This is a genomic window from Staphylococcus caseorum (genome assembly GCF_049943195.1).
GTDB lineage: Bacteria > Bacillota > Bacilli > Staphylococcales > Staphylococcaceae > Staphylococcus > Staphylococcus equorum_A.
On the sequence record NZ_JBNFUA010000001.1, the window covers coordinates 2258585 to 2278870 of the forward strand.

The window sequence follows — 20286 nt, forward strand, 5'->3', positions numbered from 1 at the left end:
CAGTGACGATGAGCATTTATTGGCATAGCATCATATGAAATTAATGTGAGGAGTGTAAGTATGGCAAATGATAAAAGTATAGAGGGATTGGATCTCATAGATTTAATTAGTGAACGCCACAGTGCGCTTAGACAAACCTTGGAATCCACAACTTCAGAGCAAATACAAGATGTTCACTTTAGCAGCTCAGAATGGTATCTGATTGATAAAATTAACTATGAGAAACCAACTTTTGCCGAACTTACTAGAAAAATTCATCTTACACGCCAAGCTATTCATAAAGCAATCAAACAATTAGAGCACAAAGGTGTCGTTCAAGTTGAAGCTGTGCCCAACAATAAAAAAGAAAAATGCGTAAACTTAACTACATTAGGTCTGCAGTGTTTTGAACAGTATGTAGAACATAAATTACAACTCGTCTCGCATATAGAAACAATGATTGGTAGTACACAGTTAGAGCAACTTAAACAAGTACTACAGCAAGATTGGCATTTAGAAGATATTGAAATAAATACTAAATAGATACTTAAGTATCAGGCAATAGAAGCAATTGTTTGATGCTTAATTTTTTTGATAATAAATTCGTCAACTAGGTTGACATTATTTTAAAAAATTTGGTACAGTAAGTAAGTTCATATCGAGCGGACGCTGTTTGCTATCATCATGATTTAAATTATTTCCTGGGTGATACTAAACCGATGTTCAATTTATATAGATTAAAATGAAATGGAAATATAGTAATAAGTAGTAAAGCGTGGAGATGAATTTAATAAAAATGAGCGACCAAGCACGATTGCTATACACTTGAATATGTACTTCAAGGCAACACTCACTTTATTATCTCTTAATTATACTTATACTTCGTTTACCATAAAAAGGAGTATATAAAATGGCAATACAAGTAATAGTGAAAAATCCAAAAATGTACGCACTCGTATTAATGATTGGTGGATTTATGGGTCTGTTTAGTGAAACAGCATTAAATATGGCTTTAACAGATATCATGGCTGATTTTCAAGTTTCAGCAGCAACTGTACAATGGTTAACAACAGGTTATTTACTCGTCATGGCTTGTTTAGTTCCTGCATCTTCGTATTTAATCAAATGGTTTAATACAAAGTCTCTAGTCATTACAGGCATATTATTATCTTTATTAGGCGTCATCGTAGGCGCGCTTGCACCTAACTTTGGTTTGTTATTGTTAGGACGTATTATACAAGCATTAGGTACAGGTATTTTGTTACCGATTATGATGACCGTACTGATGTTAATCTTCCCAATTGAAAAACGTGGTGCAGTGATGGGTATTATGGGAATTGTTATCACAGCAGGTCCAGCACTTGGGCCGACGTTATCAGGTATTATTATTTCAGCATCAAGTTGGCACTTCATCTTCTGGATTAGCGCAATTTTATATATTGTCGTATTATTGATGGCATTTTCACATGTTGAAAATGTTGGTGAAATTACGAAACCTAGAATTGATATTTTATCGATTTTCTTATCGACGATTGGTTTCGCAGGTCTTGTATTCTCACTAAGTTCAATGGCAGAAGCGGCGTTTACAGATGTAATCGTTTGGTTACCATTATTGATTGGTCTCATTGGATTAGCAATCTTCATCGTGCGTCAGTTTAAAATCGATTCACCGATGCTTAACCTAAGTGTATTTAAGTACCCAATGTTTATATTAGGTTCGGCAATGGTGTTCATAACGATTTTATGTATATTATCTACAGGTATTTTATTACCACTCTATTTAAAAGGTGCGCTATTATTTAGTTCTGTTGTCGCTGGTTTAATCTTATTACCAGGTAACGCAGTGAACTTAGTATTGTCGCCAGTTATAGGATCACTATTTGATCGCTTCGGCGCGAGATATTTTGGTATTATAGGTTTTGTACTTATGTTTATCTCAGCAATTTCATTTGCGTTCATGATTTCAGCGTCTACACCTGTATGGGCAATCATTCTCGCATTCATGGTGCTATTCTTTGGTATATCCATGGTTATGATGCCAGCACAAACCAATGCTTTAAATCAGTTGCCACATCAACTTTATGCAGATGGTTCAGCAACGATTACGACATTAATTCAAGTAGGCGGTTCTGCTGGTACAGCGATTGCCATTACAATTTATACAACGGCAATGAAGTCATTCGGTTCAACTAACCCAAATGCTGCACAAGAAGTTGTACTAGCACACGGTGTCCAATATACCTTCTTCTTTATAGTAGGTTTAACAATAATTGGATTTATACTGTCTCTATTTGTTAAAAAAACGAAAACAATCTAAAAAATAATAAGTGATACATATAAATGAGCGACGCATACATGTAGAAATTAGAGCGAATGAATCATTATCCGCTGTAACCTGAATACATGACCGTTACTTCATATATGTATCACTTTTTTTGATTTTGGTATGGATGATGTATGCGTATTACATGCTTCTTAAAATGAAGGTTAAATGTAGGCTGTATATGGGTTATAGGCAAGAAGTTCGATTGATACGCTGATATTGTTTACACTTGATGCATCTATGATTTATCGATAAGTACCCATTTAATACGAACAATGTTATAATTTTACAATATACAAATATAATTTTCTATTTAGAAAAATAGAATTAATAGGTTATAAATGGTAAATTATACTAGAGAGAAAGACGTAGAATTTTTAAAAATGAACGTACTACAATTTAGAAATGAGGTTTATAAATATGGCTAGAAAAGTTGTTGTAGTCGATGATGAAAAACCAATTGCTGATATTTTAGAATTTAACCTAAAAAAAGAAGGTTATGAAGTATTTTGTGCCTACGACGGTGACGATGCAGTTGATTTAATATATGAAGAAGAACCCGACATCGTGTTATTAGACATTATGTTACCAGGACGTGACGGCATGGAAGTATGTCGTGAAGTACGTAAAAAATTCGAAATGCCGATTATTATGCTTACAGCAAAAGACTCAGAAATTGATAAAGTATTAGGTCTTGAGCTTGGTGCAGATGATTATGTAACAAAACCGTTTAGTACACGCGAATTAATTGCACGTGTGAAAGCAAACTTACGTCGTCATTATTCACAACCAGCACAAGAAGTAGATAATGCATCCAATGAAATTTCTATTAAAGACATTGTTATTTATCCAGATGCATACTCTATCAAAAAATGTGGTGGGGAAATTGACTTAACACACCGTGAATTCGAATTATTCCATTACTTATCTAAACATATGGGTCAAGTAATGACACGTGAACATTTATTGCAAACTGTTTGGGGTTATGACTATTTTGGTGACGTGCGTACAGTAGACGTAACAATTCGACGCTTACGTGAAAAAATCGAAGATGATCCATCTCATCCAGAATATATAGTAACTCGTCGTGGCGTTGGATATTTCATCCAACAACATGACTAGGGACGCTTATAAATGAAATGGCTTAAATATTTTCAGTCTTTACACACGAAACTTGTTATTGTCTATGTGTTGCTCATTGTAATCGGTATGCAAATTATCGGTTTATATTTTACCAATAGTCTAGAAAAAGAATTAACACAAACATTTAAAAATAATATTTCGCAATACGCGAAACAAATCGAAATTAATATAGAAAAAGTCTATGACGAAGACAATTCGGTTAATGCTCAAAAAGAAGTTCAAAACTTATTAAATGAGTATGCGAATAGACAAGAAATAGAAGAAATCCGCTTTATTGATAAAGATCAGATTATTATGGCCACTTCAAAGCAGTCTACGCGTAGTCTAATAAATCAAAAAGCGAACGATAACTCTATCCAAAAAGCCTTATCTTTAGGCGAAATTAATAGCCATACCGTGTTAAAAGATTACGGTAACGGCAAACAACGTGTGTGGGTATATAACTTACCAGTTAAAACATCGAATGACGGAACAATAGGCAACGTCTATATCGAAGCGGATATTAACGATGTATTTAAACAACTTAGCAGCATCAACCAAATCTTTATTGTTGGTACAGGGATTTCCTTATTAATTACTGTCATCCTTGGTTTCTTCATTGCGCGTACAATTACGAAACCTATTACAGATATGCGTAACCAAGCCGCAGAGATGTCTAAAGGTAACTATACGCAACGCGTAAAAATATACGGTAACGATGAGATTGGTGAACTGGCACTTGCCTTTAATAATCTATCGAAACGTGTACAAGAAGCACAAGCGAATACCGAAAGTGAGAAACGTCGTTTAGACTCAGTTATCACCCATATGAGTGATGGTATTATTGCGACCGATCGCCGTGGTCGTGTGCGTATTGTTAACGATATGGCATTGACGATGATGGGCTCACTAAAAGAAGATATTATCGGAGACTACATGTTAAACGTCCTTAAATTAGAGGAAGAATTCTCTTTAGATGAAATTCAAGAGAATAATGATAGTTTCTTATTAGATATTAATGAAAACGAAGGCATTATTGCACGTGTGAACTTTAGTACAATCGTTCAAGAAACAGGATTTGTGACAGGTTACATTGCCGTACTACATGACGTTACAGAACAACAACAAGTAGAACGTGAACGTCGTGAGTTCGTAGCAAATGTTTCACATGAATTACGTACACCACTGACATCTATGAACAGTTATATCGAAGCGTTAGAAAGCGGTGCTTGGGAAGATAAAGAACTTGCACCACAATTCCTATCCGTAACACGTGAAGAAACAGAACGTATGATACGTCTCGTAAATGACCTCTTACAATTATCTAAAATGGATAACGAATCCGATCAAATTACGAAAGAAATCATAGACTTTAATATGTTTATCAACAAAATTATTAACCGTCACGAAATGTCCGATAAAGAAACGACATTTGTTCGTGAAATTCCTAATAATACGATTTTTACAGAAATCGATCCAGATAAGATGACACAAGTATTTGATAATGTCATTACCAATGCGATGAAGTATTCTCGTGGCGATAAACGTGTAGAGTTTCACGTGAAACAGAACGCGTTATACAATCGTATGACAATACGTGTGAAAGATAATGGTATTGGTATTCCGATTAATAAAGTAGATAAAATCTTTGACCGTTTCTACCGTGTGGATAAAGCACGTACACGTAAAATGGGTGGTACAGGCTTAGGCTTAGCCATTTCCAAAGAAATTGTTGAAGCACATAATGGTCGCATTTGGGCAAACAGTGTAGAAGGACAAGGCACATCAATCTTCATTACACTGCCATGTGAAGTACTAGAAGATGGTGATTGGGATGCGGAGTAAAGAGTTAATCAAATCCATCATCCTATACCTTTTAGTGTTAATGAGTGTTGTGCTGACATACATGACGTGGAACTTTTCACCAGACTTAACGAGTGTAGATCAACAAGATAGTAGTAATAAAGATGCGAAAGCGAATACGATAGGTAAACCGCTCGAGCAAGGCATGAGTAAAGTTGTTGCACCGTATCAAATCATTCACTCTAATGGTGAAGATACAGAAGGTATGGAAGCGACACGTAGTAACGTCGAACAGACGATTAGTCCCTTGAAAAACCAACGTGTATTACATGCCGAACAAATGCATAGTAATCATAATTTGATTATTCCAGACTTAAGCGATGAATTTTTAGTACTGGATTTCAGTTATGACATGCCACTAGCAACCTATTTAGGCCAAGTATTAAACATCGATGCCAAAGTACCAAATAACTTTAAATTCGACCGTTTATTAATTGATGACAATCAAGATGGCAAAGTTAAACTCTATGCTGTTAGTAAAGATCGTCATAACGTCGTTCGTATGACGACGACGGCGAAGATCAGTTCATTTGCTAAACAAATGAAAGAACAACAGAAAAGTATGAAGCCATATACAGAGATTATTACGAATAAAGATACTATCGATAAGGCTACGCATATCTTTGCACCGAAGGCACCTAAAGGTTTAAAATCATACCACACGATTTACAATCGCATTAGTGTCGATACGATGAATTCTATACTCTTCAATGACTCTGTAGTCGTACGTAGCACGAAAAGCGGTACAGCGACATACAATAACAACACCGGCGTCGCCAACTACAGTGAAGATAATGAAAAATATCGTTACACGAATCTCTCAGAAGATGAGGATCGTTCAACAAACATGCAAGACAGTATTCCAAGTACTTATGATTACATCAACAATCATGGTGGCTTTACAGACGATTACAGACTGTTCAGCACAGATAATAAAGGCGGCGAACTGACATATCAAATGTTCTTAAATGGCCGTCCAACCTTCAATGATGACGGCTTGAATAATATTAAAGTCTCATGGAGCGACAAAGGCGTCTTCAGCTATGCACGTGCATTGTTAAAATCAAATGTCACGATAGACAGCGGTGAAGACGAAATAGATTTACCAGGTGCTGAAACAGTCCGTTCAGAACTGGCAAATAATCCTGAAATCGACTTTGAAGAAGTAACAAACATGACGATTGGTTACAACACGGATCACAAAGATGACGGTGGCGACATCGAAATTCAACGTAATAGTGAATTCAAACCACAATGGTATGTAGAGTATAAAGGCGAATGGCATGCATACAACGATGGGGGGCTAGAATAAATGAACTGGAAACGCGCAAAAACATTATTTATTATCGTATTTATTCTAGTCAACATTAGCCTGATTATTATCTACGTGGATAAAGTGAATAAATCACAAATCAGCGATAGTGAAGACGAAAATGCAGTGAATTTTAAACAAGAAGAAATTAAAATTCCAGAAAACCTCCCAAGTGTGAATGGTTTGAAAATGCAATTACTGACAGCAAGATCGAATGACTTCTCATCTTATGCGAAGACACGTCCAAGTATTACAAGCGAGCATTCAGGCGCAGTAGCCAAAGGTGATATTAGTGACCCAATTAACATCAGTAATGATCAATTCACCGACCTCAAATCGTATGTCAAAGGCAGCGTCTATAAAGGTGAAGACTACGAAATGAGCCATATTGATGATGAAAAAGTTACATTTGAACAAACATATAATGATTATCCAATTATGAATAATAGTAGAGCAAAATTGGAATTTAACGTTGAAGATGGCAAAGCTTCAAGTTATGAACAAACTGCTATGAAATCTATCGAGCCCTCAGAAGGTACGAATAACGATAAAAAGCAAGTGAACACAGCGCGAAGTGCCATCGAAGATCTTTACTATAATCGTTATCTCAAACGCAACGACGAAGTAACCAATGCAAGACTGGGCTATTATACTGTTGTTAAAGAGCCGAACGTTCAAGTGCTTGAAGCCAACTGGGAAATCAAAGTAAAACACGGTGACAAGATTAAAACATATTATGTCGAAGCCGTAGCAGACAGTCCGAAAATTATTGAAGAATAATCTTGTGGATAACTGTGGATAAGATGAGAATGAAATTAAAACGCACACCCTTTTGAGTAAAGTGTGCTCAGACTGTTGACAAAGTCTCCGACTTTGTCAACAGTTTTTTTATGCACGCTTTCCGCGGGCACTGCCTTAGTCTGTAGTCTTCGACTCGTGTTGTTTCATCAGGTGTCTCGTCAAAAATTTTTACAAGTTACGCATAATCATTAAATAACTTTTTAGAATGTGATTAATGGAATTTAAAAGATAGATTAGTATCTAAATAAACAATTTGGACATGCTGAAAGCTAAAAGTATGTTAAAATTAAATACTGTTAATGAGAGTTATTAAAGAAGTATGAAACAGTTCATTAGAGTATCATATACTTATAATTTTGAAGATAGCTTAAGCCAATTTTTGAAAAAGAGCTCGTTTCATATTCTCAAAACTTTAGATAAATTACTATATTATAATAAATAATTAGACAGAGGGCATGTTGATGGCACATAAACCGGAGACTGCCCCATAAGTAATAGAAGCAATAGATTAGAAAGGGTGAATCGCTTGATACGTATGAGCGCATTGGCGAGTGGCAGTACAGGGAACGCCACTTATGTGGAAAGTGATAAAGGTAGTATTCTTGTCGACGCGGGTTTGACAGGGAAAAAAATGGAAGAGCTATTTGGACAAATAGATAAACAAATTAAAGATTTAAACGGCATCTTAGTTACACATGAACATACTGACCATATTAAAGGTCTAGGTGTGTTAGCACGTAAATACGGTTTGCCGATTTATGCGAACGAAAAGACATGGACAGCTATTGAAAAGAAAGACAGTAAGATTCCAATGGATCAGAAATTCATTTTTAATCCATATGAAACAAAATCAATTGCTGGATTTGATATCGAATCGTTTAATGTTTCACATGATGCCATAGATCCACAATTCTACATTTTCCATAATAATTATAAGAAATTCACGATTTTAACAGATACAGGTTATGTTTCAGACCGTATGAAAGGCATGATTCAAGGTAGTGATGCCTTTATCTTCGAAAGTAATCACGATGTGGATATGTTACGCATGTGCGGTTACCCTTGGAAGACGAAACAACGTATACTTAGTGATATGGGACATGTTTCAAATGAAGATGCAGGCTTAGCAATGACAGACGTCATCACAGGCAGCACAAAACGCATTTACCTGTCTCACTTATCACAAGACAACAACATGAAAGACTTGGCACGCATGAGCGTTGGACAAGTGCTCAATGATCATGACATCGACACAGAAAAAGAAGTATTGCTATGCGATACCGATAAAGCCAAAGCAACACCAATATATACATTATAGATAATCTTAACTTCTTTGAAATTCAGATTATCTTAATGTAGTAGTGGAAGCTACTGTAATCCATGATCAATATTAAAGCGAATTAGCCGATATCTCAATAGGAGGTATCGGTTTTTTTACATTTTTCTAGCATACATGTTAGATGAAAAACATTTAATGGGAGGATTTATATAGGAAAATTTACTCGATAAAAGAAGGAATATATGGTCATACAACCCTATGTCTTAAGTGAAAATAGCTATATGCAATTGACGGATAATTATAACAATTGGTGGAATGGGTATGTAGTAAGGATTCAGCAAAGATAGTATGAAGAAAATGTAAATCCTGTGAATAAGTATGTAAGACAACCTCGTACTTATCCACGGAATTATACATAGTTATCCAGAGATGTGCACAATTCACAGGGAAGTACCCACATTGTACACAGAGTTATCCACAAATAAACAGGTTATTCACTTGTTTTTGTGTAGAAAACGTAAACATTATTAAAAAACAGTATGCATTCCTGTTATAATAAGAGGGAATAGTGTGCATAAGTGTATAACTTGTGGATAAGTATAATAACTATCAACTACTACACAATTTTTTGGAGGATAACTATGAAGATTACGATACTCACAGTAGGTAAACTAAAAGAGAAATACTGGAAACAAGCTATAGCAGAATATGAAAAAAGATTAGGAGCTTATTCTAAAATAGAAATCATTGAAGTGCCTGATGAAAAAGCACCCGAAAATATGAGTGACAAAGAGATAGAGCAAGTTAAAGAGAAAGAAGGTCAGCGCCTGCTAGCAAAAGTAAAACCACAATCCACAGTGATTACTTTAGAGATTAAAGGTAACATGCTCACATCAGAAGGCTTAGCAAAAGAAATAGAAAGCCGCATGACACGTGGTCAAAGCGACTTTACGTTTATTATTGGTGGATCAAACGGTCTACACAAAGAGGTTTTAGACCGCAGCAACTACGCCCTGTCATTCAGTAAAATGACTTTTCCACACCAAATGATGCGCGTCATCTTAATCGAGCAAGTCTACCGTGCGTTTAAGATCATGAGGGGAGAAGCATATCATAAGTGATGCGGTTTTTTATTAATTTATTGACTAAAAATACAGTATGCAATATTAATTATTATCAAATTTTGATATATTTAAAGAAAGATTAAGTTTAGGGTGGATGAATGAATGGCTTATCAGAGTGAATATGCATTAGAAAATGAGGTACTTCAACAACTTGAGAGTTTAGGATACGAAAGAGTGAACATACATAACGTTGAACAATTACATGATAATTTTCGTAATATAATTAATGAACGTCATAAGGATAAATTAAATGGGAAACCCCTAACAGACCGTGAATTTGAACGTTTAATGACGGGGATTAACGGTAAATCTGTATTTGATAGTGCGATGCAATTACGCGATAGTTATGTTCTTAAACGTGATGATGATACTGATTTATACCTGAATTTCATGAATTTAAAACAATGGTGTCAGAATAAATTCCAAGTAACCAATCAAATCAGTGTGAAAGATAAATATAAAAGTCGTTATGATGTAACAATTTTGATTAATGGTCTACCATTAGTTCAAATAGAATTGAAGCGTAGTGGTGTAGCAATTACCGAAGCATTTAATCAAATTGAGCGTTATCGTCGTCAAAACTATACGGGTTTATTCCGATACATACAATTATTTGTCGTTAGTAACAAAATGGAAACACGCTACTATGCGAATAGTGATCGTGAAATCTTTAAGGGACAAATGTTTTATTGGAGTAATGAACAAAATGAGCGTATTAACTACCTTAAAGACTTTATTGAAGATTTCTTAGAACCATGTCATATTGCTAAGATGATTAGTCGTTATATGATCGTCAATGAAACAGATAAAATTCTAATGGCCTTACGTCCTTATCAAGTCTATGCGGTTGAGGCCATTTTAAATCGTGCGTTAGAAACAAATAACAATGGTTACATTTGGCATACCACAGGTAGTGGTAAAACACTGACCTCATTTAAAGCGAGTCAATTATTATCGCAAGAAGAAAATATTAAAAAAGTGATTTTCTTGGTCGACCGTAAGGACTTAGATAATCAAACGTTAGCTGAATTTAATAAATTCCAAGAAGACTCGGTTGATTTTACGGATAATACGCGTAAATTATTGAGACAGTTAGCCGATCCAACTTTACCTTTAATTGTGACAACGATTCAAAAAATGGCGAATGCAGTGAAGTCCAATCATTCAGTAATGGAATCATATAAACAAGATAAAGTGATTTTTATTATTGATGAGTGTCATCGTACGCAATTCGGAGACATGCATCGTTTGATTAAGCAACATTTTGAAAATGCACAGTATTTCGGATTTACGGGGACACCACGTTTTGAAGAAAATAAGAGTCAAGATGGGCGTGCTACAGCGGACATTTTTGATACATGTTTACATCACTATCTCATTAAAGATGCTATTAGAGACCATAATGTGCTTGGATTTTCCGTGGAATATAATCAAACATTTAATTCACATGATGGTCTAGATGAAGAGTATGTTTCTAAAATTAATACGTCGGAAATTTGGATGACAGATGAACGTATTGAAGCTGTTAGTCGACATTTGATTTCAAATTATCATAAGAAAACAGATAACGGAAATTACACGTCTATGTTTGCGGTTCAAAGTATTCCAATGGCGATTAAATATTATGACACACTCCAAAGACTAAAAACCGAAGGTGTTCATGATTTAAATGTTGCAACCATTTTTACGTATCAAGCCAATGAAGACGCACAAGAAGATGATAATCATGTTCATTCAAGAGAAGTGCTCGACCGTATTATGAATGATTATAATCAAACATTTAAAACGAACTATAATACGGATAATTTCGAAGGCTACTTTTCTGACGTATCTAAGCGTATGAAAGAAGTGGTTCGTGATGACAAAATTGATATTCTCATTGTCGTTAATATGTTTTTGACTGGTTTTGACAGTAAGAAACTGAATACCCTTTACGTCGATAAGAACTTGAAACATCATGATTTAATTCAAGCCTATTCAAGAACCAATCGTGTTGAAAAAGAACGTAAACCTTACGGTAATATTGTATGTTATCGTGATTTGAAAAAACAAACGGATGAAGCCATTGAAATTTTCTCACAAACTGACAACACAGATACAGTGTTAAGCTTATCTTACGAAGAATATTTAGAAAATTTCAAAGATATCTTACAAGACGTTTTTCAATTAGCACCAACACCTTTAGATGTTGATAAATTAGAGGCTGAGGATTTAAAAAAAGAATTTGTCATTTCGTTCCGTGATTTATCGAATACTTTAATTAAATTAAAAACCTTTGATGAATTTCAATTTACGAAAAACGAGCTAGGTATTGCAGAACAAACGTATGAAGATTATAAAGGAAAATACTTAAATATTTATGAAGAAGTCATGCGTGGTAAAAAAGTGGATAATGAAGAAGCTGTTTCCGTTTTAGATGATATTGATTTCCAAGTTGAATTAATGCGTAATGATCTGATTAATGTGAAGTATATTATGGATCTCATTGGTCAAATTAATCTATCTGATGAAAAAGCACGCGATGAAAAACGTCATCAAATTCATAAGTTATTAGATAAAGCCGATGATCAACAATTACGTTTGAAAGCTGATCTGATCCGTAGCTTCTTAGATAAAGTTGTGCCATCACTAAAAGAAGATTCTGACATTAATGAAGCTTATTATGAATTTGAAGACAAAGAAAAAACCAAAGAAATTGATGCATTTGCAGAACAAAAAGCCTTTTCTGCTATGTTACTTAACGAAGCTGTTAATGAATATGAATATAGTGGTAATATCGATCGTAAATCTATCGGTCAAAATATTTCAGAGCCTTTTATGAAACGTAAGCGAAAAACAGATCAAATTATACAATTTATTGAAGATACTGTTGAAAAATATGGTATGATTGAATAATTTTTATAAAATCCTTGTATTTTTTCTTTACTACAAGGATTTTTTGTTATATACTCAATTTGTAGTAATAAAAAAATACAAAAAAGAAGGTGGGTCAAATATCTCAATTATTTACGTTTCATAATGGTTCTTTAATCAATCGACTTGAGACCGTAGAAGCTTCTCAAGGCATAACATTACCTATCTACGATCAACGTATGATGGAGTTCGATGATGGAGTGTTTCAACCGACAACATATCAACCTAAGCAGGTAACATTAAGCACAACACATCAAGCCAAGATGGTTCATACGGGCGATATCGTGATTAATATGATGACGAGTGAGTGTGTCATTGTGAGTCAACAACATCATGAAAGTATTCTACCTTATAATTATACGCATATTGAGATTGATACTACACACATTGATGCTAATTATTTTGTTTATTGGATGAATGCTTCATCTCAAGCGAAGAGTCAGTTAAATCAATTTAAACAAGGGGGTTCATTAGTTAAAAAATTAACATTGAATCAACTTAAACAACTTAAGATGACGCTACCTCCATTAGAACAACAACAACGTATAGGAAAACTTGATGAACGACGTAGACACTTAAAGTACTTACAAGCGAAACGAACCTACTTGATGGATCAATTTTTATCAGAATATTTATTTAAGGAGGACATTTAGATGTCAACAACGGAAAAACAAAGACAACAACAAGCTGAATTACAAAAGAAATTATGGAGTATTGCGAATGACTTACGTGGAAACATGGATGCAAGCGAGTTTAGAAATTATATTTTAGGACTCATCTTTTACCGCTTCTTATCAGAAAAAACAGAAGAAGAAGTGGCTGAGTTATTAAAAGAAGACAATATTTCATATGCAGAAGCTTGGAAAGACGAAGAATATCGTGAAGCGTTACAACAAGAATTAATTAATTTAATTGGTTTTGTGATTGAGCCTCAAGATTTATTTAGTCACTTAATTCAGAAAATTGAAACTCAAACATTCGAAATCGAAGATTTGCATAAAGCGATTAATAAAATCGAAGAATCAACACGTGGTGAAGAGAGTGAAGAAGACTTTGACCATTTATTCGCTGATATGGATTTAAACTCGACACGTTTAGGTAATACTAATGCCGCACGAACAAAACTCATTTCAAAAGTTATGGTTAATCTAGCGACCCTTCCGTTTGTGCATAGCGATATTGAGATCGATATGTTAGGAGATGCTTATGAATATTTAATTGGTCAATTTGCAGCTAATGCAGGTAAAAAAGCGGGAGAATTTTATACGCCACAACAAGTGTCTAAAATCTTAGCTAAGATTGTCACAACGAATAAACCGAACTTAAAAAATGTTTATGACCCAACATGTGGTTCAGGTTCATTATTGTTACGTGTTGGACGTGAAGCCGATGTTCGTTTCTATTATGGCCAAGAATATAACAATACTACATTTAACTTAGCACGAATGAATATGTTGCTTCATGATGTGAACTATACGCGTTTTAAAATTGATAATGATGATACCTTAGAAAATCCTGCTTTTAGAGGAGAAAAATTTGATGCCGTGGTTGCCAATCCACCTTATAGTGCGAAATGGAGTGCCGATCCATCATTCTTAGATGATGAACGCTTTAGCGGTTATGGTAAGTTAGCTCCTAAATCGAAAGCAGATTTTGCCTTCATTCAACATATGATTCATTATTTAGATGATAATGGCACAATGGCTGTGGTTTTACCTCATGGCGTACTATTCCGTGGTGCAGCTGAAGGAACGATTCGTAAATATTTAATAGAAGAAAAGAATTATTTAGATGCGGTGATTGGATTACCAGCAAACCTATTCTTTGGAACAAGTATTCCAACCAGTATATTAGTATTCAAAAAATGCCGTGAAGATAGTGATAATGTATTATTCATTGACGCTTCACAATCATTCGAAAAAGGTAAAAATCAAAATCTACTGACAGATGAAGATGTTGATAAAATCGTTACAACATATCGTAATAGAGAAACCATTGATAAATTTAGCTATGTAGCCTCTTTAGATGAAATCAAAGACAATGACTATAACTTAAATATACCAAGATACGTCGATACATTTGAAGAAGAAGAACCTATTGACTTGAATCAAGTTCAGCAAGATTTAAAGGATATTGATAAAGATATTGCAGAAGTTGAAGCAGAAATTAACGACTATCTCAAAGAACTAGGAGTGTTGAAACATGACTGAAATAGCAAATACTCCCGAACTAAGATTTCCAAATTATGAAAATTCATGGTTTTCTTATAAGTTAAATGACATAAGTGAAAGAGTAACTAGAAAAAATAAAAACTTAGAATCTCAAAGACCTTTAACTATCTCTGGACAATTAGGCTTAATTGATCAAATTGAGTATTTTAATAAATCAGTTTCCTCAAAAAATTTAACTGGCTATACATTAATTAAAAAAGGAGAATTTGCTTATAATAAAAGTTATTCAAATGGTTATCCTTTAGGTGCTATAAAAAAATTAGAAAGATATGACTTAGGTATCTTGTCATCTTTATATATATGTTTTTCTTTTGATGAAAATATTGATAAAAGTTTTATGAAAAATTATTTTGAAAGTACTAAGTGGTATAGAGAAGTAGCAAATATAGCAGTTGAAGGAGCTAGAAATCATGGTCTTCTGAATATTCCGGTTAATGATTTTTTTAATATAAATATAAATCTTCCAATACAATATGAACAAGAAAAAATCGGTGAATTTTTCAGCAAACTCGACCGACAAATCGAATTGGAAGAACAAAAATTAGAGAAGTTAGAAGAACAGAAAAAGGGCTATATGCAGGATATTTTCTCACAACAACTTCGCTTTAAAGATGAAAATGGTAATGATTATCCAGAGTGGAAAGAAAAAAAATTATATGATGTTGTAAAATACCTTAGTTCTAAACATAGTTCTAACCATTATTCAGAAAATATTATTAATGGAGAATATCCAGTTTATGACGCGATTCGAGAAATTAGTAGAGATATAAATTTCGATGTTGAAAAATCATATATATCTATATTAAAAGATGGTGCAGGAGTTGGTCGTTTAAACCTTAGACCTGGTAAGTCATCTGTAATTGGAACAATGGGATATATATTGCCTCAAAATATCGATATTAATTTTCTGTTTTATTATTTGAAAACAATGAATTTTAGTAAATATGTTATTGGAAGTACAATTCCTCACTTATATTTTAAAGATTATTCAAAGGAAACAATATTAGTGCCAATAGATAAAAATGAGCAGATAAAAATAGGTTCTTTCTTAATTAAATTGGATCATATTATTGAGAATAAAGTGAAAAAAATCGAAATACTAAAGAAAAGAAAACAAGGCTTTTTACAGAAGATGTTTGTGTAGTTCTGATAATGACCTATTATGTAAAGTAACAAAGGAGAGAAGTATAATGGAAAGAGTTTTTGCTATTGAATACTTTATCAAGAAAAATGAAAATGATAACAAAATAACTAAAGTGAAAATATATGAAACACATCGAAAAGGAAGTACTTATACTTTTACAAGTGAACCATTTTATGAAGATAGAGAAACTTTGATAGAACGAATTAGAAATCATGATGTTTTTGTGATTGCTACAAGATTAAATGAAAAAGAGTATAGTATTTCTGATTCATTTACGTTAACACTTAATAATTATGGTTACATTAATACAACTACAGATAGTACACAAGATTATTTAAGGTTTATACCTGTTTATATTCAATAATAAAAAGTAGATTATTAAGCATCTTTCATTTAATGATGAAAGGTGCTGATAAATTTGTTTAAAGTTAACTATAGAGCAAATTAGTAATGTATAACAAGCAGTGCATGTAAGTGAAAATATTAAACTTCAATCATTAAAAACATAAGGATTGAAAGGAGTAAAAAAGATGGGAATATTTTATGTGTTTCAAGGAGACACTTATTATGATGAGCGAGATGGAGGATTTGTATGGTCTCCGAAATTGAATGAAAGTGGACGTAGAAACAATGGATATACAACGATGACTTTCATAAAAAAAGGCGATTTTATTCTTCATAATTTTGATGGAAAAATGATGGCTATAAGCATTGCACAGACGGATTGTTTCGAAGCTAAAAAGCCATCATATCAACGTAATAAAGGTGCTGCATGGAATGATGAGGGTTATAGAGTGAATACTGATTATTACGAATTAGAAGAGCCGCTTGAAATTACAAAACCTCAACATAAATCTTGGTTAGCTTTAAATAATAAGTCTGATAGTGCTTTTACAATAAAGGGAACGGGAAAACAACAATACATGTGTTCAATTGACACTAACCATGCTATTTATTTATTGAAAGCAGCAATTGAGTCTAATCAAAATACATCTACAATCCAAATCCTAAAAGATACATTGGGAGAGATTGAAGAGGAAAAAGTTGGTGATTATGATTCATCGGAAAAAGAAATGATTGATGATTTAATTGAAAATCAAGAAGAATCAAAACCTACGTGGAGTGGTCATCAAAAGCCTCAAGAGATGATGACAGTATCTTCTCTACAAAAAGAAAGACCTAAGCGAAACTCTAAAATTGCAGCCGATGCTCTAGCTCGTGCTGATTACAAGTGTGAATATAATATAAACGATAGAATTTTCAAAAGAAAATCTGGTAAGGGTTATACAGAGCCACATCATTTAATACCGATTAGTAAATATAAAGATTTTGATTATAAAAATTGTAGTTTAGATACAATGGAGAACATCGTTTCACTTTGTAGTCATTGTCATAATTTACTTCATTATGGTAAATTCAAAGATAAAAAACCTATTCTTGAAAACCTATTTAATGACAGAAAAGAGGCGTTAAGGACTGTTGGTTTAGATATTACATTAGAAACATTAGAAGCGTATTATAAGTAAATAGTGTAAAGAAATAATGAAAGAATCTAAAGAGCACCCTTCACTTTACGATGAAGGGTTGCTCTTTTATTTTATACATAATAATCATTCATCAAGTCAACATGGATAGTAGATAATTCTTTACCACATTTTTTTATATAGTCAAGTATATTCGTAATATAAGCATCTTCAAGCTTAATTTTTTTTGGAATTTCTTTTAAGCAATGTGACTTATCATTATTATATGGCAATGATAAGTCAATAACATCATATTTTAATGTGATAGGATCTTTATAGACGAAGTAATTTAATTGCATAAGCTCTATAAATTGATTAAAAGTACCAAATGACATTAGCCAATTTCGTGTTGGTTCTTGTTCATAAGCTTTCTGTAATTTTAAATGATCTACATTTTCATAAAATAATTTAATATCAAATAGAGTATAATCAATTCTATCTTTTAATAAAGTTCCTCTTAGTTGATTAAGAGAGTTTTTTTGTACTGGAAAAGCCAAATGACCCATTCTATTTCCTCTAATAAGTTCTAAGTCATCTAACCATTTTTTATCACCTTTTCTATATTGGAAAAGTGGTTTCCATCCGATAAGAGCATCTAGGCTACATTTTTGATGATTAATACTAAGATAATAAGACTCTTTGATGTATTGTGATTCTTGCATTTCGTTATAGAAATCTTGCATTTCAGCTGCAAGAGCTTTATCAAAGCCATCAGGATCTACATATATAGATTCAATTAGAGATTTAAGTTTACGTAAAGCATTATCTCTCTTTAATTTATTATTTTTACGATAATATTCTGCGTCTTCTTTTATTATTTTCCAAAAATCGCTCTCGTATAACAAATTTATTAAATTAATATTATTTTGATATACATATTGTTTCATTAATCGATCTCTACCTTTTAATAGTACAATTGCTTGATAATATAATACTAGTTAATAGTGAATTTACTAAATATTTCTTCACGTGAAAACTAATAATTTAATTGTACAATATTTTTAAATTTAAAAGTAATATTTCCTAAATTAAATATTAATCAAAAAAATAAAGATAAGAGCATCCCTCACCACAAAAGTGAAGGATGCTTTAATTTTAATGTACATTTCATTTTATTAAATAGTGATCAATAATATCTTGAAAATCATTGTTAAGTACCGTTGTGATAGAGTCATCATTCATAAAATCGTTATAAATCTTATTAAGAATTTCTTCATCTTCGATAGCTGTGAAATGATATACTAGCCCTTTTACTATTGATACATAATTATGCTTTGCTAAGAAGTTACCAACTGTTCGCCAGTCTGAGTGAGTGGTTTCATGGTTCATAGATAATCCTCCTTTATTTCAAAGTCCATTTTTGACGTGCTTTAGGGTTGAGTGGGTGCATGATTTCATTTGTGGCTGGATTAATGAGCTTTTTGACTTTCTTTTTATGAGGCTTCAACATTTCCATCACTTGTTCGACACGTTCTACAACAACTGGCCGCTTCGCATAAGCACCATAAGCTAGAATCACTGTGTCACTTCCGCTAATTGCTTTCATCAAGTGGATGTCTGTGTGTTTATCATAAGGTTCTTTAATATGTTTAAGGTTCTCTGGTGTTTTAATATTAGAGAATAGATTTACAAGATATACAGCACCGTATCGTTCTGAATTCGCTAATTGATTGAGGATAAGAACAGTTGTGAGATCGAGTGATAATACACCATCTAAATGAGGGTACATCGTTATCACTGTACAAGCGGGTTTCTTTTCATCCCATGTTTTCTTGAGTAAATAGCGGTGTTTTTCATCCTTGCTAAATATAGCTTCTGTGTATATCGTATTTTTGATTGTATTCATATATATAATCACTTCCTTTAGTATTCTTCTGGTAAAAGCATCACATAATAAAAAGCGTCTACGCCATCTTCACGAATGACGTAGACTTTCTTAGGTAATGCATTTTGATTTTTTACATAGTTTGTATAGTGATATTCCAATTTGTATGCAGGTTGTTCTTGTTCATGTGTGATTGAGAGTATATTCTCATCTTCTTGCAGTTTAAAAATGTGTAGGTAATCTGTATGAGGTTGATTGTCCCGTTCTTTTACCATGTTCCAAAGTAAGATTTGAAGGTCTAGAGATAAGTGTTCACTAATGCCTCTTGTGATATATCGATTGATTTGCATACTATTTTCCTCCATTTTGCTTTTCTTTCATGATGTCAATCACTTCGTTAATGACTATAACAGATATTTGTGCCACTTTGATCCAGTTATTCATGGTGAGTCCCTCCTTCTCTTAGTAAATGACGTTCATCAATAATTGTATTTTTAGTATCTGTAAGGTATAGAAAGTCCATATCAAAATGATCCAGATAACCAATGCTGATGAGTTGGTTGTTGGCGTACATTAGAAATGGATAGATACTTAGCTCATGTAGTTCATCGTTATAGTAGGTATAAGTGTCAAGTGTAAGATGCGCAAGTGGGGTATGGTCTACAAAGCGAGTAGGAAGTATATTTTCTGCTGCTTCTTCTAACGCTTCACATTCCCATGTTTCGTTGTTAGATAGTTGGAATAGACGAGTTATATATTGTTTGAGTTCTTGAGTGGTTGTTTTCATATCATTGCCTCCTAGATAGTGTGATAGTGATGTAGTTGATATACATCATTGGGATAATAT

19 protein-coding genes are annotated in these 20286 nt (G+C 33.2%); 14 read left to right on the forward strand and 5 right to left on the reverse strand.

Annotated features, from left to right (window positions below; translation table 11 throughout):
• Positions 1-60 precede the first annotated feature (60 nt).
• The 14 genes from ACP3TL_RS11510 (at position 61) to ACP3TL_RS11575 (ending at position 17617) form a co-directional block, all read left to right on the forward strand.
• A complete protein-coding gene (locus ACP3TL_RS11510; RefSeq protein ID WP_069817306.1) occupies positions 61-522 on the forward strand; it encodes a MarR family winged helix-turn-helix transcriptional regulator in 462 nt (153 codons plus the stop codon).
• 367 nt (positions 523-889) lie between these two features.
• Positions 890-2296, forward strand: a complete 1407-nt coding sequence (locus ACP3TL_RS11515; protein ID WP_069832339.1) for a DHA2 family efflux MFS transporter permease subunit — start codon at positions 890-892, stop codon at positions 2294-2296.
• A 426-nt stretch (positions 2297-2722) separates the two neighbouring features.
• Positions 2723-3424, forward strand: coding sequence for a response regulator YycF (gene yycF / locus ACP3TL_RS11520; RefSeq protein WP_069832340.1), 702 nt, complete (start codon positions 2723-2725; stop codon positions 3422-3424).
• 12 nt (positions 3425-3436) lie between these two features.
• The gene (walK, locus tag ACP3TL_RS11525) at positions 3437-5269 is read left to right on the forward strand and encodes a cell wall metabolism sensor histidine kinase WalK (RefSeq protein WP_069817302.1); all 1833 of its coding nucleotides are present in this window, start codon (positions 3437-3439) and stop codon (positions 5267-5269) included.
• Positions 5259-6599, forward strand: coding sequence for a YycH family regulatory protein (locus ACP3TL_RS11530; protein WP_285326551.1), 1341 nt, complete (start codon positions 5259-5261; stop codon positions 6597-6599). The genes walK and ACP3TL_RS11530 overlap by 11 nt, the downstream gene beginning before the upstream one ends.
• Complete coding sequence (locus ACP3TL_RS11535) at positions 6600-7379, forward strand: two-component system regulatory protein YycI (protein ID WP_021339330.1); 780 nt, start codon at positions 6600-6602, stop codon at positions 7377-7379.
• Between the two features lie 538 nt (positions 7380-7917).
• The gene (locus tag ACP3TL_RS11540; protein ID WP_141714420.1) at positions 7918-8718 is read left to right on the forward strand and encodes an MBL fold metallo-hydrolase; all 801 of its coding nucleotides are present in this window, start codon (positions 7918-7920) and stop codon (positions 8716-8718) included.
• Positions 8719-9320: 602 nt separating this feature from the next.
• Positions 9321-9800 (forward strand): 23S rRNA (pseudouridine(1915)-N(3))-methyltransferase RlmH, encoded by a 480-nt coding sequence (rlmH, locus tag ACP3TL_RS11545; protein WP_021339332.1) that lies wholly within the window; start codon positions 9321-9323, stop codon positions 9798-9800.
• A gap of 105 nt (positions 9801-9905) precedes the next feature.
• Positions 9906-12698 (forward strand): type I restriction endonuclease subunit R, encoded by a 2793-nt coding sequence (locus ACP3TL_RS11550; protein WP_285336759.1) that lies wholly within the window; start codon positions 9906-9908, stop codon positions 12696-12698.
• Positions 12699-12787: 89 nt separating this feature from the next.
• Complete coding sequence (locus tag ACP3TL_RS11555; protein WP_285336760.1) at positions 12788-13369, forward strand: restriction endonuclease subunit S; 582 nt, start codon at positions 12788-12790, stop codon at positions 13367-13369.
• Positions 13370-14926 carry a type I restriction-modification system subunit M gene (locus ACP3TL_RS11560; protein WP_285336761.1) on the forward strand — a complete coding sequence of 519 codons (1557 nt, stop codon included), beginning with the start codon at positions 13370-13372 and terminating at the stop codon, positions 14924-14926.
• Positions 14919-16091: a restriction endonuclease subunit S gene (locus ACP3TL_RS11565; RefSeq protein ID WP_285336762.1), complete on the forward strand. Its 1173-nt coding sequence runs from the start codon at positions 14919-14921 to the stop codon at positions 16089-16091. Before ACP3TL_RS11560 ends, ACP3TL_RS11565 begins: the two co-directional genes overlap by 8 nt.
• A gap of 46 nt (positions 16092-16137) precedes the next feature.
• Entirely contained in the window at positions 16138-16455 is a 318-nt protein-coding gene (locus tag ACP3TL_RS11570; RefSeq protein ID WP_285336763.1) for a hypothetical protein, read from the forward strand.
• Between the two features lie 166 nt (positions 16456-16621).
• Positions 16622-17617 carry an HNH endonuclease gene (locus ACP3TL_RS11575; protein WP_285336764.1) on the forward strand — a complete coding sequence of 332 codons (996 nt, stop codon included), beginning with the start codon at positions 16622-16624 and terminating at the stop codon, positions 17615-17617.
• A 71-nt stretch (positions 17618-17688) separates the two neighbouring features.
• On the opposite strand, the gene ACP3TL_RS11580 is transcribed toward ACP3TL_RS11575, so the two are convergent.
• The 5 genes from ACP3TL_RS11580 to ACP3TL_RS11600 all read right to left on the reverse strand — a co-directional run bounded on the left by ACP3TL_RS11580 (position 17689) and on the right by ACP3TL_RS11600 (position 20226).
• A complete protein-coding gene (locus ACP3TL_RS11580) occupies positions 17689-18501 on the reverse strand; it encodes a DUF6994 family protein (protein ID WP_285336765.1) in 813 nt (270 codons plus the stop codon).
• 220 nt (positions 18502-18721) lie between these two features.
• A complete protein-coding gene (locus ACP3TL_RS11585) occupies positions 18722-18943 on the reverse strand; it encodes a hypothetical protein (RefSeq protein WP_285336766.1) in 222 nt (73 codons plus the stop codon).
• Positions 18944-18956: 13 nt separating this feature from the next.
• Positions 18957-19460 (reverse strand): DUF1643 domain-containing protein, encoded by a 504-nt coding sequence (locus tag ACP3TL_RS11590; protein ID WP_142836983.1) that lies wholly within the window; start codon positions 19458-19460, stop codon positions 18957-18959.
• A 17-nt stretch (positions 19461-19477) separates the two neighbouring features.
• Entirely contained in the window at positions 19478-19789 is a 312-nt protein-coding gene (locus tag ACP3TL_RS11595) for a DUF960 family protein (RefSeq protein WP_069824492.1), read from the reverse strand.
• A gap of 86 nt (positions 19790-19875) precedes the next feature.
• Positions 19876-20226 carry an SAUGI family uracil-DNA glycosylase inhibitor gene (locus tag ACP3TL_RS11600; protein ID WP_142836984.1) on the reverse strand — a complete coding sequence of 117 codons (351 nt, stop codon included), beginning with the start codon at positions 20224-20226 and terminating at the stop codon, positions 19876-19878.
• Positions 20227-20286: the final 60 nt, after the last annotated feature.